15 protein-coding genes and 1 tRNA gene (1 of these 16 running past the window's edge) are annotated in these 12777 nt (G+C 57.6%); 10 read left to right on the plus strand and 6 right to left on the minus strand.

Annotated elements, in window-relative coordinates; translation table 11 throughout:
- The 3 genes in view from AC2FNU_RS04630 to AC2FNU_RS04640 are tightly spaced (at most 12 nt apart) and all read left to right on the plus strand, a layout consistent with a single transcriptional unit that may run on beyond the window.
- A protein-coding gene (locus AC2FNU_RS04630; RefSeq protein WP_496785416.1) for a 5-oxoprolinase subunit B family protein crosses the window boundary here: on the plus strand, nucleotides 1-374 show its 3' end. 376 nt of this gene lie to the left of the window's left edge; 374 of the gene's 750 nt are visible here — the last part of the coding sequence; the start codon falls outside the window, past its left edge; its stop codon occupies nucleotides 372-374.
- Nucleotides 371-1369, plus strand: coding sequence for a 5-oxoprolinase subunit C family protein (locus tag AC2FNU_RS04635; RefSeq protein ID WP_496785419.1), 999 nt, complete (start codon nucleotides 371-373; stop codon nucleotides 1367-1369). Before AC2FNU_RS04630 ends, AC2FNU_RS04635 begins: the two co-directional genes overlap by 4 nt.
- A gap of 12 nt (nucleotides 1370-1381) precedes the next feature.
- Entirely contained in the window at nucleotides 1382-2143 is a 762-nt protein-coding gene (locus tag AC2FNU_RS04640; RefSeq protein WP_496785423.1) for a LamB/YcsF family protein, read from the plus strand.
- Between the two features lie 88 nt (nucleotides 2144-2231).
- On the opposite strand, the gene AC2FNU_RS04645 is transcribed toward AC2FNU_RS04640, so the two are convergent.
- Together AC2FNU_RS04645 and AC2FNU_RS04650 are read right to left on the minus strand one after the other, a co-directional pair.
- Nucleotides 2232-3620, minus strand: a complete 1389-nt coding sequence (locus AC2FNU_RS04645) for a D-alanyl-D-alanine carboxypeptidase family protein (RefSeq protein ID WP_496785428.1) — start codon at nucleotides 3618-3620, stop codon at nucleotides 2232-2234.
- A gap of 280 nt (nucleotides 3621-3900) precedes the next feature.
- Nucleotides 3901-4602: an HAD family hydrolase gene (locus AC2FNU_RS04650; protein ID WP_496785431.1), complete on the minus strand. Its 702-nt coding sequence runs from the start codon at nucleotides 4600-4602 to the stop codon at nucleotides 3901-3903.
- A 93-nt stretch (nucleotides 4603-4695) separates the two neighbouring features.
- Between AC2FNU_RS04650 and clpS the strand changes: the two genes are divergently transcribed.
- From clpS to hemF, 4 genes are read left to right on the plus strand one after another with little or no spacing between them, the layout of a single operon-like run.
- Entirely contained in the window at nucleotides 4696-5037 is a 342-nt protein-coding gene (clpS, locus tag AC2FNU_RS04655) for an ATP-dependent Clp protease adapter ClpS (RefSeq protein ID WP_171093379.1), read from the plus strand.
- 46 nt (nucleotides 5038-5083) lie between these two features.
- A complete protein-coding gene (locus tag AC2FNU_RS04660) occupies nucleotides 5084-6049 on the plus strand; it encodes a class I SAM-dependent methyltransferase (RefSeq protein ID WP_496785435.1) in 966 nt (321 codons plus the stop codon).
- 36 nt (nucleotides 6050-6085) lie between these two features.
- Nucleotides 6086-6886: an SDR family NAD(P)-dependent oxidoreductase gene (locus AC2FNU_RS04665; RefSeq protein ID WP_496785437.1), complete on the plus strand. Its 801-nt coding sequence runs from the start codon at nucleotides 6086-6088 to the stop codon at nucleotides 6884-6886.
- 5 nt (nucleotides 6887-6891) lie between these two features.
- Nucleotides 6892-7776, plus strand: a complete 885-nt coding sequence (gene hemF / locus AC2FNU_RS04670) for an oxygen-dependent coproporphyrinogen oxidase (RefSeq protein WP_496785439.1) — start codon at nucleotides 6892-6894, stop codon at nucleotides 7774-7776.
- A gap of 3 nt (nucleotides 7777-7779) precedes the next feature.
- On the opposite strand, the gene AC2FNU_RS04675 is transcribed toward hemF, so the two are convergent.
- Nucleotides 7780-8187 carry a hypothetical protein gene (locus AC2FNU_RS04675; RefSeq protein WP_496785442.1) on the minus strand — a complete coding sequence of 136 codons (408 nt, stop codon included), beginning with the start codon at nucleotides 8185-8187 and terminating at the stop codon, nucleotides 7780-7782.
- A 182-nt stretch (nucleotides 8188-8369) separates the two neighbouring features.
- On the opposite strand from AC2FNU_RS04675, the gene AC2FNU_RS04680 reads away from it, so the two are divergent.
- Both AC2FNU_RS04680 and AC2FNU_RS04685 read left to right on the plus strand, forming a co-directional pair.
- Nucleotides 8370-8882: a toxin-activating lysine-acyltransferase gene (locus AC2FNU_RS04680; protein ID WP_496785446.1), complete on the plus strand. Its 513-nt coding sequence runs from the start codon at nucleotides 8370-8372 to the stop codon at nucleotides 8880-8882.
- A complete protein-coding gene (locus tag AC2FNU_RS04685) occupies nucleotides 8883-9809 on the plus strand; it encodes a Hint domain-containing protein (RefSeq protein WP_496785448.1) in 927 nt (308 codons plus the stop codon).
- 2 nt (nucleotides 9810-9811) lie between these two features.
- On the opposite strand, the gene modC is transcribed toward AC2FNU_RS04685, so the two are convergent.
- Genes modC through modA form a run of 3 tightly spaced genes read right to left on the minus strand, consistent with a single transcriptional unit; the run spans nucleotide 9812 to nucleotide 12386 of the window.
- The gene (gene modC, locus AC2FNU_RS04690; RefSeq protein ID WP_496785450.1) at nucleotides 9812-10912 is read right to left on the minus strand and encodes a molybdenum ABC transporter ATP-binding protein; all 1101 of its coding nucleotides are present in this window, start codon (nucleotides 10910-10912) and stop codon (nucleotides 9812-9814) included.
- Nucleotides 10909-11601, minus strand: a complete 693-nt coding sequence (gene modB / locus AC2FNU_RS04695; RefSeq protein WP_496785454.1) for a molybdate ABC transporter permease subunit — start codon at nucleotides 11599-11601, stop codon at nucleotides 10909-10911. Before modB ends, modC begins: the two co-directional genes overlap by 4 nt.
- Before the next feature lie 5 nt (nucleotides 11602-11606).
- Complete coding sequence (modA, locus tag AC2FNU_RS04700; RefSeq protein WP_496785455.1) at nucleotides 11607-12386, minus strand: molybdate ABC transporter substrate-binding protein; 780 nt, start codon at nucleotides 12384-12386, stop codon at nucleotides 11607-11609.
- Between the two features lie 307 nt (nucleotides 12387-12693).
- Here modA and AC2FNU_RS04705 point away from each other — a divergent pair.
- Nucleotides 12694-12769, plus strand: a tRNA-Val gene (locus AC2FNU_RS04705).
- Nucleotides 12770-12777: the final 8 nt, after the last annotated feature.

Genomic DNA, 12777 nt, shown 5'->3' on the forward strand with positions numbered 1-12777 from the left:
CAACACATCGCCTGGGTCAATCAGGGGTGCGGGTTCTGACAATCGGATTTGCGCCCGGGCAACCTTATCTTGGGCCATTGGGACCCGAGTTCAACATTCCCCGGCTGCAAAACCTGACCCCCATGGTGCCTGAAGGCGCGTTGGTTCTGGCCATCTCACAATTTGTCCTGTTTTCGGGCCCAACACCAACCGGGTGGCGACATGTCGGGCAAACAGCCTTTCGGTGCTTTCGCCCGGAGATGTCCGAGACCTTCCCCCTTAGCCCCGGAGACGAATTGGTGTTCACACCTGTATCTCGCGACGAGTTGGAGCATATCCGCGCGAACAATGCAGACGGCAGCGGCGGTGCCACTTGCGAGGAAATCGCGCCATGAGCCTGATCGTCCATCGGATCGGCCCCTCTTGCACGATACAAGATCAGGGGCGCGTCGGGTATCTGGATCAAGGGTTGTCCCGCTCTGGCGCTGCCGACATATTCGCCTTGCATGAAGGGGCGGCGTTACTGGGGCAGAGCCCGACCCTGGCGGCGCTGGAAATGGCCGGGATGGGTGGCGAATTCGAAGCCACGCAAGATATGCACGTCGCTTTAACCGGTGCGCCAATGCAAGCGACCGTTGATGGGAGCTCTGTGGCCTGGAATGCGTCCCATCACTTGGCCGCCGGACAAAGACTGGTCATCGGTGCAGCCTTGAAAGGGAACTATGGCTATCTTCATCTAGGGGGCGGGATAGAGTCCGAAGTTTTTCTGGGATCGCGCGCGGCACATTTAACGGCGCGGATCGGTCAGGCGACACAACAGGGCGACAGGCTGACCTGCGGCCCTCATGCGGGTAAGAGCGGTTTGAAACTGCAGCCCGCTGATCGATTCACAGGTGGCGTTTTGCGCGTGGTGGCCAGCTTTCAAACTCCGCTGTTCGATCAGGCGACGCTGGATCGGTTCGCTGTGACCACATTCCGACGCGGCGCGCGAGCAAACCGGATGGGGATGCAAGTGGACAGTGACGGAGACGGATTTGCGGCGTCCGGTCAGCTGAACATATTGTCCGAGGTGATCACCCCAGGCGATATTCAAATGACCGGTACGGGGGATCCGTTCATTCTGTTGCCAGAGTGCCAGACCACTGGCGGTTATCCTCGTATCGCAACCGTTTTGCCCTGCGATATGCCTCGCGCGGCTCAGACACCTGCGGGCGGTACAATCCATTTCGAATTTGTCAGCATGGAAGAAGCCAACGCGTTACACACAGCGTTCCTTTCAGATCTTGCACGCCTACCATCGAAAGTAGAAGCGTTGGTGCGAGACCCGCACGACATACCGGACCTGTTGTCCTACCAATTGATCAGCGGAGTAATCTCTGCCACCGACTAAGGAGATGTGCCAATGCCAAGCGTCGATCTGAACGCCGATATGGGGGAAAGCTTTGGCCCCTGGAAGATGGGCGATGACGAAAGCCTGCTTAAGATCATTACCTCTGCCAACATCGCCTGTGGGTTTCATGCGGGCGACCCGGATGTGATGGCGACGACGATGCAGCTAGCGGCCGAGAACGATGTGGGCATTGGTGCGCATCCCGGATTTCCCGATCTGCAGGGCTTTGGCCGTCGGAACATGAAGGTGCCCCATGACGCATTGCGCAATCTGGTCCGGTATCAGTTGGGTGCCGCAATGGGTATGGCTAAGGCAGTTGGCACCAAAGTACGGCACCTCAAGCTGCACGGCGCTTTGGCCAATATGTGCTCGGTCGATATTGATATGGCGCGGGCCTGCTATCAGGGCGCTTTGGATGTCGACCCCGACATTATTGTCATGGTGCTTGCGGTCACTAAGCAGGAAGATGCTGTGCGCGAACTTGGCTGCAAGTGGGTGGGCGAGATCTTTGCCGACCGCGCCTATAATGACGACGGCACCCTGGTGGACCGCAGCCTGCCCGGTGCCGTGATCCATGACGCTGATGTGGCCGGTCCACGCATTCTGAACATGGTCCGCGAAGGCGCGATCATAACGGAAAGCGGCAAACGGCTGGAGACGTCCATCGACACGATTTGCCTGCACGGGGACGGCCCAACGGCGGTTCAGATCGCCCGTTCCGTGAGGGAAAGCCTGATCGGCGGCGGCGTCGAGGTGACGAAGTTCGTCCGATAATCCGGCACAGCTTTAGCGCCGCGCTGTCATGAAAAAAGGGCTGTGGAGAACCACAGCCCAGACCCAACAGGAGAGTATTTGCCGGACCTTATGATGGTCCGATCATGAAACATGTCACATTACGGGCCTGCAACCGACGACACGCCAGATCGGCTTGTTCGCGGGTCATGCCCTGAAACGTTGCGTCGAACCCGCGCGAGCTTTGGTTCACTTTGCGCAGCGTGCCCTCCAGTGTTGTCATTTCCGACAACGCTGTTTTCAGCAGAACCTTCTCGGCCTCATACCGAGTGGTGTAACGCCCCACATTGACGCCCCACAGATGCCCGCCGGAAGAGGAAAGGCGCGTGACAACCTCTTGCTCGGGCTCGGGTTGCTTTGCCGTTTCTGTCGAGGCCAGCACCAGATCGGACGGGCGTTGCGCCGGGCGAGTGCCCGTTGCTTGCTCGGGCGCGGTGGTCGAAGCGATATCTGCCTGTGCGATAGCTGCTGCGATGCCGTTGGTGATCCGGTCGCGGTTCTGATCTGCTGTGGCCGCCACTGCACTTGCAACTTGTACCGATGCGCTTGGGCGCACGACCGGACGCAGGCTGGTTTTAGGCGGTCCACTCACGCTCGCGACCTGAACGCCCAGCCCGACATTCCCGGCATATGCCGGGCGTGCAGGTTTGCGGATAGGCGCGCGCGATGGGGCGCGGCGGAAGCCCAGATCCAGCAACTCAGCCACTTTGGCATTCCGTGACGCGCCAGACTTTCCACCAAAGACGGTCGCGATGATCCGTTCATTCTTACGTTTGGCCGACGCCACCAAATTGAAGCCCGCAGCGCGGGTATACCCGGTTTTGATGCCATCTGCACCTTTGTACGCGGCCAACAAGCGACGGTTGGTGTTCGGTACGGTCTTGATCCCGGCATGTGTCGATTGACGCGAGAACAGATTGTAATACTGCGGGTAATCATAAAGCAGATGCCGTCCCAGCGTGGTCATGTCACGCGCGGTAGACAAATGCCCCGACTCGGTCAGACCATGCGCGTTCTTGAAGGTCGTGCGGCTCATTCCCATGGCTTTCGCGGTGCGGGTCATACGGCGGGCAAAAGCCGCCTCGGACCCGCTGATGGCGATACCGATGGCGGTTGCCGCGTCATTTGCTGATTTCACCGCCGCCGCACGGATCAGATACCGGAAGGCAATCGTCTGTCCAGTTCGCAGGCCCAGCTTGGATGGAGGTTCTGCCGCAGCCTTCTTGGTGACCCGCACAGGGGTATCCAGTGTGATCTCACCGTTCCGTACCGCTTCGAACGCAATATAAAGCGTCATCATCTTGGTCAGCGATGCCGGATGCAGCCGCGTATCGGCATTGCGCGAATGCAAAACCTCTCCGGTGCGGGCGTCAATAACCATAGCCGCGTAAGGTGCCGCCATGGGCTTGAGCGGCGCAAACGCCAGCACGCATAGCATAGCTATCAGGAATAAGCCCATTCGGGCCGGAACTGTCCGCCGAATCTGCACGATCTTTGCCTCTGTCTGCCTCGCGCCGCCGGGTTTTCCCGGTCAGCTAAATTAATTTTATTACTCTAAAGGCTAACACAGGGGGGCCGCGAAATAAACTGAAAGCTGTGCTTTTCGCGATTTCGTCATCTGCACCACGAAGCGCTATATGTAGACAAAACTACCCAATGAACCCACCAGATGCGCGATTGTGGCATCGCTTTGCCGCCACACGACAGGGTTTTTGTGAAACTGCGACCAAAAGGCAACATTACCTCAGACTGTGCACAAGCTGGGCCAGACCGCCCAAATCCCGCAACTCGCGGAATCGCGGGCTGTCAACCGGGGCTTCAGCGTGCTCGACCTCCCACACCAGACCGTGTGGCACGTAGACACCCCAGCATCCGGCCTGAATCGGGGCCACGACATCCGAGCGCATGGAATTGCCAACCATCATCGCAGAAGCCGGGCCATCCCCATGGGACTCAAAAATCGTCTGATAAGTTTCTGCAGTCTTTTCCGACACGATCTCGACCCCATCGAACAAATCGCCCAACCCGGACTGAGCCAGTTTTCGTTCTTGATCGATCAAGTCGCCCTTGGTGATGAGAATGACCCGGTACGCGTCGGACACGCTCTCAATCGCATCACGGGCATGAGGCAACAGTTCGATCGGATACGCCAGCATCTCTTGCCCAGCTTCGATCAGTTGACGAATAACCGAGGCCGGAACACGATCCTCTGTCACTTCGATGGCGGTTTCTATCATCGACAGAACGAATCCCTTTATCCCATATCCATAGTGCCGGATGTTGCGCTTTTCGGCGGCCAAAAGGCGTTCCATCAGGTGATCACGGTCTGCATGATCAGCCAGCAACTCTGCAAAATGGGCTTGCGTCAGTTGAAAAAACCGTTCGTTGTGCCAAAGGGTGTCATCTGCATCAAACCCGATTGTCGTCAGTTTTTCCGTCATCTTGTTTACGTCCGCTTGCTCTTTTCACCGGCCATGCCCACGTTATATAAGCGCCAAGATAAACCCCAAGCGTGAATCGGACAGTTACACACGATGCTGGAAAAGACCTGGATGATGTCTGACACACCGGACGACGACGGAGACGCGTCAGTCCTGCTGCAGACGCGCCCAAAAACCAAGCGTCCGCCCCTGTACAAGGTGCTGTTGCTGAATGATGATTACACGCCGATGGAGTTTGTCGTGCATGTGCTGGAGCGTTTCTTTGGCATGACCCACGCACAGGCATTCGAAATCATGCTGACCGTTCACAAAAAAGGCGTGGCCGTGGTTGGCGTCTTCAGCCATGAGATTGCCGAGACCAAAGTTGGCCAGGTGATGGACTTTGCCCGCAGGCACCAGCACCCGCTGCAATGCACCATGGAACGCGAAGAATAAGGCGCATCGCCTGTCGCACCCTTTCCTTTCTCTGCCGGAATTGCCCATGTCCCCTCGTCTGGAACTTGCTTTGCAAAACGGCTTGTCGCTGTCAAAGCCGCTGACCGTGATCGGCCCTGTGCCAGACCACGATCTTTCAGCGCTTCCCGCTGAAGCGCAGGTGGTACAACCGTTCAAACCTTTTCACGATCATTTTGCAGCGCAAGGCTTTGACACTGTGTCCGAAGCGGACGCACCCTCTCAGGACGCCATCGTGTTCTTGCCACGTGCCAAGGCGCTGGCGCGCGCGATGATCCAGCGCGCTTGTTCACGGGCCGCCGGGGTTGTCGTGGTCGATGGTGCAAAGACCGACGGGGTGGACAGCATATTGAAAGACGTGCGCAAGCGGGTTGATGTCGAGGGCCCCCTGTCCAAAGCACATGGTAAGATTTTCTGGTTTCAGGCTGATGCTTCTGTTTTCGAAGATTGGGCCGCGCCTGCGGCGCAGATGGTCGGCGGTTTTCATACAGCGCCAGGGGTGTTTTCGGCAGACGGGATCGATCCGGCCTCGGCCATGTTGTTAAAGTCCCTGCCTTCCAAACTAGGGGCTCGCGTGGCTGATCTGGGCGCTGGGTGGGGCTATCTTTCCGCAGACATCCTCAAGCGCGATGATGTTAAGTCTTTGCATCTGGTAGAGGCAGATCAGACCGCTCTGACCTGCGCGCGAAAGAATGCTCCTGACCCAAGGGCTCAGTTCCATTGGGCAGATGCCGTCACTTGGAATGCACCAGAACCCATCGACACCGTCGTCATGAACCCGCCGTTTCATACGTCTCGCAGCGCGGACCCGGCTCTGGGTCAGGGATTCATCATCGCAGCTGCACGCAATCTGACCCGCAACGGAACCCTGTGGATGGTCGCCAATCGCCACCTTCCTTACGAAACCACGCTGAACGAACATTTCGCTCAGGTCGCTGAAACAGCCGGAGACAACCGGTTCAAGGTCTTTCAGGCCTCTCGCCCTCGGCGCTAAGGCTCGCTAACCTGCCCCCAATTCAGGAGGATTCGGATGTCCTTTTCCATCGCTGGAAAAACAGCAATTGTAACGGGCGGAGCCAATGGCATCGGTCTGGCTATCGGACGGCATTTCGCCGATGCAGGCGCAAATGTCATGTTCGCCGACATGGACGAAAGGCGCTTGGTCGATGAATTGGGTGAGCAGGCAGAAGACGGAAATATCCGTTATTTTGCAGGCGATCTGCGCGAAAAACTGACCATAGCAAATCTGCTATCGGCCACTCTGGATGCTTTTGATCAGGTGAACATCCTGATAAATGGTGCACGACAAGTGATCCCGTCGGACCCGCTGGACCCCGATGACGACTCGGTCCGCACCCTGCTGAACCAGAATTTGATGCCGGCCCTGCGGTTAAGCCAACTGGTCGCGAAACGCATGATCAAACAGGCGGGTGGGGATGAAGAAAACCCCGCAGGATCAATCATCAACTTATCCTCGATCGCTGCCCGCCGAACCCACCCTGACCTGATGGCTTATTCCGTGTCGACTGCGGCTTTGGATCAAATGACTCGGTCTCTTGCGGTTGCACTTGCGCCAAATCGTATCCGTGTGAATTCGATTGCACTTGGTTCAGTCATGAGCGCGTCGCTGCAATCGACCCTCAAGGAAAACCGGGATTTCCGCGACGACATCGAAAAGCACACTCCGCTGGCCCGAATCGCCTCAGCCACGGAACTGACCGAAACAGCCCAGTTTCTGGCATCTGATGCAGCCGGTTTCATCACCGGCCAGATTCTGACAATCGACGGTGGACGCACATTGCTTGACCCCGTTGCAGCCCCGGCGCATTAAGACACATGTTCGATACTGAAAAGTCCACCGCCTCCGCCTGGTTCCGCCAATTGCGTGACGATATCGTTTCTGCGTTTGAGGCCATCGAAGACAGCCACGACACCGGCCCGTTTTCCGATGCGAAACCCGGCCGGTTCGAAGTCAAGGAAACCAGACGCCAGTCCGAAGATGGATCGGATGCAGGGGGCGGATTGATGTCCGTGATGCGCGGTGGTCGGGTGTTCGAGAAGGTCGGCGTCAATGTCTCGACCGTCTACGGCACGTTGGGGGAACGCGCGCAACAGGCAATGGCGGCACGCAAAGGGATCCCCGGGATGACCGAAGATCCCCGATTCTGGGCCTCAGGCATCAGCCTCGTCGCACATATGCAAAACCCTCATGTCCCTGCGGTGCACATGAACACACGCATGTTCTGGACCCCACACGCCTGGTGGTTCGGCGGTGGATCGGACCTGAACCCGTGTATCGAGTATGACGAAGATACGAGCCATTTCCACGCGACGCAAAAAGCCCATCTGGACCCACATGGCGTGGCACACTACCCGCGGCTGAAAGACTGGGCGGACGAATACTTCTTTATCCCACACCGCAAACGTGCGCGCGGAGTGGGCGGGATTTTTATGGATGATTATTGCACCGGTGACTGGCAGGCTGACTTTGCCCTGACCCAAGACATTGGCCGGGCGTTCTTGCCGGCATTCTTGCCACTGGTCGAAAAGCGACGGGTTCTGGGATACACGGACGCGGACAAAGACACCCAGCTGGTGCATCGCGGTTTGTACGCCGAGTACAATCTTGTCTATGACCGTGGCACCAAATTCGGACTAGAAACAGGGCATGACCCGGATGCCGTGTTGATGAGCCTGCCACCTCTGGCGAAATGGGTCTGACGATTAGAACGTGTCCATGATGAAATTGTCATAGCAGTAGTTCTGTGCTGACGATGCTGACATGTTTTCCCCAACCCGTTTAACGGTGATCGAGTATCCCGGATTGGTGTCTGCACCCGGAGGCGGGGTCAGCGAAAACTGCACAGTTCTTACGCCCGGCTCATACGCGCGCCAAATGTAAATGCGCTGCGAATTTGGCACGCCGAGTGTGCGAATCGCATAATCACCAATTCCGCACCAAAAATTCACCGGCGCTGACGATCCAACAGCCTTAACCTCATAGACCCCATCTGGAAGCGTCGTAATCTCGGTTCGAAATTGCGGTCGGACATTCAGACCAAAACCAACCGCCTCGGCCATTGCGGGCATCAAAACAAGCGCAGCGGGGGCAAAAACCTTTACAAGTCGCATTATTTCAGCATCCCGAATATGAGCATTAATACCCTAAACATAGCTGCGGCTTCCCCCGAGTAAAGTGGTGCTGACCCACCTCAAAGCTGCGCGTGCGGTACACGGAAATAGAGCTACCCTTATTTTGCAGAGACAGTACACTAAACTTAAGTTTTTGGTTTACATCATATAATGGCGATCCTGTGAGCAAGAGCTTTCCAAAGGACTGGTTCGATTTCGCGCCCGACAAGTACGCTGACCTTGGCGCGATGTTCTATCTGGCGGGCCTTACAAAAACACATCAGAAACGCACCCTCGCACAGGTGCTGTATGCGTTCGAGACGCCGTTCCGCCTTGGCCAGTACCATATCTTCCGGCAAGACGGGTTTCCCCGCGGCTTTGTCACCTTTGCCGGGCTCAGCCCTGACGCCGAATACCGCTATGCGGTGCAGGAAAAGCCGCTGATGGACGCGGATTACACCAGCGGCCCCTCTTTCTGGATCATTGATCTGGTGGCCCCTTTTGGACAGACGAACCAGATTGTTGATATCCTCAAGCAAGAGATCCCTCACCCACGTGTGCGGACGAACCGGATGGACAGCGACATGACGCGAAACCGGATCGTCGAGTGGACCCGGGATCAGGCAGGCGAAGTCCATATGCGCCTGTATCGGAAACGAGAGTTTGAACAGGTGTTGCAGCAAGGCGGAGAATAAGTGGTCTCGGTTACAATCACAGGCGAATTGACCGGCGACGTGACCGGATCCCCACCTAACGTAGCAATGGGGCAACCGACGCTGGACAATGGCACGTTTACACCCACGACCCAGACCTGGACCATTGCAACGCCACCCGCCAACGGCACCGCTTCGATCGACCCGAACACAGGCGAGTGGACCTATACCGTAGACCCCACCTTTTTTGACAGTCTGGACAACGGGCAGGTCGTTTTCGATACCTTTTTTATCAGCGTCACGGGCACCACGCAGGTTGGGCCAGTCACCCTGCCGTTTTTCAATGATCCGGATCCTGTTGCAGTCACGATCAGGATCGAAGGTGTCTGTTTTGCATCTGGTACCTTGATCGAGACCGAGGACGGCCCAAAGGCCATTGAAACACTGGGCGTGGGCCACAAGGTGGTAACCGAAGATCACGGGCTGCAACCTATTCGCTGGATTGAAAGCAGCGTGCTTGCGCCCGAGCGATTACGCGCCGAACCCGCAATGCAGCCGGTTCGAATCTCAGCAGGAAGTCTGGGACCGAACACACCCCGCAGGGATCTTCTGGTTTCGCAACAGCATCGTATCCTGGTGAAAGGCCCGAAGGTGAATTTGTTGTTTGGCACCGCCGAGGCGCTGGTGGCTGCAAAACATCTATGCGGCTGGCCGGGCATTTATGTGGATACCTCGGTGGAGGAGGTAGAATACCTGCATATCTTGCTGGATCGGCATGAAATTCTGAATGCGGAAGGAGCGCAAGCTGAAAGCCTGTTTCTGGGGGAAGAAGCGCTTTATACGTTATCTTCAGACGCGCTTCGGGAACTCGCCGCTATCTTTCCAGATCAACCCTCCTCGGACCACACCGGGTTTGGGAGCGCTGCGCGTTTGATTCTGCGCGAACATGAAGCGCGCGCGCTTGCCTGAGTTTACTGGCCCGTCGCGATACGTCCGCCGACATCCTGCGGCGCCAAGGCAACCGTCTTAATCACCGCGTGACATGGGCTGCCCGCCTGCAAGTTAAGCGCCGCCACTGATCGGCGTGTGACGCGCGCCAGAACACTACCTGCCGGTGTCTTGACAGACACAATTGCACCAGGCCCTTCGCCCGACCGGATCGAGTCCACCGTACCGCTGAGCACGTTCAGCGCAGACAGCCCCTCGGGTTTTTGGTTTGACAAAATGACCTCTTGCGCCGGGATGCGGATGCGCAATTGCGCCCCGACGTCGTGCGCTATACGTGGCAGGAACAATCGTGCGCCGTTGGCACTCAACTCCGTCAGCCCGTCAGTGTGATGTTGAACGACCTGAACTTCCAAAACGGCCCCAACTGCACGAACCCCGGCGGGGGCCACCGAAGGATCGGCTAAAACCTCGGAAGCGGGCCCGTGACGCACGGCTTTACCGTCTTGAAGCGCAACAACCGAAGTCGCCAGACGCGCGACCTCAGCCGCCGAGTGGGTTACATAGAGAATAGGAACCGACACCTCGTCCCTGAGACGTTCGAAATACGGCAGAATTTCCGCTTTCCGTGCCTCGTCCAGCGCAGCCAAAGGTTCGTCCGCAAGAATAAGACGCGGGCTTGCCAGTAGCGCCCGCCCAATGGCCACGCGTTGCTTTTCGCCCCCCGACAGCCCGGCTGGACGGCGATCCAGAAGGTGGCCAATGCCCAGCATATCAATGACCTTCTCAGGATCTTCCCGTTGCGCTTTTTTCGGGGCAAACCAGCGGCCGTAAGCCAGATTTTGCCGTACGGTCAGATGGGGGAACAGCCGCCCTTCCTGAAAGATATACCCCAATCGCCGACGGTGCGGCGGTAGCCATTGTCCCCGATCTGTGTCGAACAAGACCCAATCCTCGACCGCCACACGACCTGCCTCGGGCCGCAGCAGCCCGGCCACTGCATTGACGATTGTCGTCTTGCCGGACCCCGACCGCCCAAACAAGACAGTCACGCCGGGCGGTGCCTCAAAGCGGACATCCAGATCGAGATCCGACAAATGATGTTGCAACCGAACGGAAAGGCTCATGACCCGGCCACCCGCGCTGCGGCGCGGCGCCCTACATATTCCGACAAGAGAAGCGCGCTCATCGCGACAACGATTGAGATCAGGACCAGTCGCGTTGCTGCCGCCTCACCGCCCGGCACCTGCAGAAATGCATAGACCGCAGACGGTAGCGTTTGAGTCTGGCCGGGAATGTTGGACACAAAAGTGATGGTAGCACCGAACTCGCCCATTGCCTTGGCAAAGGCAAGAATTGCGCCGGCAATGACACCCGGCAGGATCATCGGCAAGGTCACTGTCAGAAACACCATCGGGCGCGACGCCCCGAGCGTGGCCCCTGCCTGCTCCAGTTTCGGATCCACCGCCTCAATCGACAACCGGATGGCCCGTACCATCAACGGGAACGCCATGATCCCGGCAGCCAGCGCAGCCCCGGTCCAGCGAAACGCGACAACGATCCCAAACTCTGCCAGAACACGCCCAAGCGGCCCCTGAATTCCGAAGGTCAGCAACAACAGATATCCGGTGACAACCGGCGGCAAGATCAGCGGTAAGTGCACCAGACCATTCAATATCTGCCGACCGGGAAACCGCCAGCGGGCCAGCGCATAGGCTACGAAAATCCCAAATGGTAGCGTCGCCAGCGTCGCCCAGAAGGACACGCGTAGTGATAGCTTTAACGCTTCAACTTCGGCAGGGCCCAACCAGTCCACGAGGATCACCTGCCCGGCAGGGAAAAGCCCTGCTCCTGAAAAACGGACAACGCCGCGTCGCTGCGCAGATGGTCCAGAAATGCCTGCGCTCCGCCCTTGGCAGACGATGTGACGGCCGCAGGATATATGATTTCAGGATGCAGGTCGTCGGGAATGGTCGCCAAAACACTGACCCGCGTTTCCACCTGTGCGTCTGATCGATAGACAATACCCAACGGCGCAGCCCCTGCCGCCACCAGCGCCAGAGCTGCACGAACGTTATCAGTCTGCGCCACATGGTCCTTTAACGCGTCCCACTGGTTCAGGCTTTGCAATGCAGCTTTGCCGTAGATACCGGCTGGCACGGCATCAACCAGAGCCATGGCCAGAAAACCTCCGTTCAATTCGGCCTTCAGGTCGCGCCCTGGTTGGATCTCTCCCCAACTTTCTCGATCTGTCGCACCAATCAGAACCAGACCATTGCCCAGCAAATCCACCCGCGAGTCCGCCCGGATCAATCCGTCCTGCTCCAATATATCCATCCAGTCAGGATTTGCCGAAATGAACAGATCCGCCGGAGCACCCTGCTGAATTTGTCGTGCCAGCACCGAAGATGCCGCGTAAGAAACCGTGACACGGAGCCCCGTTTCCGTTTCATAGTTTTCAGCAATCTCGTCCAGCGCTGTCTTCAGACTCGCCGCTGCAAAAACCAAAACACCTTCGGCCCCGGCGCGGACTGGCGCAAACGCCAATACACCTAAGACCAGTGCCACCATCCAGAAACGGCGGGTGAAGGTTAGGGTCATGTACACTCCCGACCGGAAAATTGCAGTCCCTTCGGGAATATCGGAGGGCACAGGCCCCACGCAAGCGCCTTTGAGAAATTACCGTGATCGGTGCCGCTGCGTTGCAGAAAGTCCAAAAGGGTAACTGCGTCGCCCAGGCATGACCATCATCAAACCGCACGTGTCCAGGTTTGCGACAGCACGGGATTATGCCGCGTTCAGATCGCCAGACGGACTGGGCAACACGGATCGGCCGAAGAATAGAATTCAAGAAAATCTCTCAGACCCTCTTGCACCCGCCCGCAGGCTTGGCTACATGCAGCCTCACGGGTGATTAGCTCAGTTGGTAGAGCGCTTCGTTTACACCGAAGATGTCGGGAGTTCGAGTCTCTCATCACCCACCATTCTAACC

Source organism: Ruegeria sp. BHSB064 (assembly GCF_059613205.1).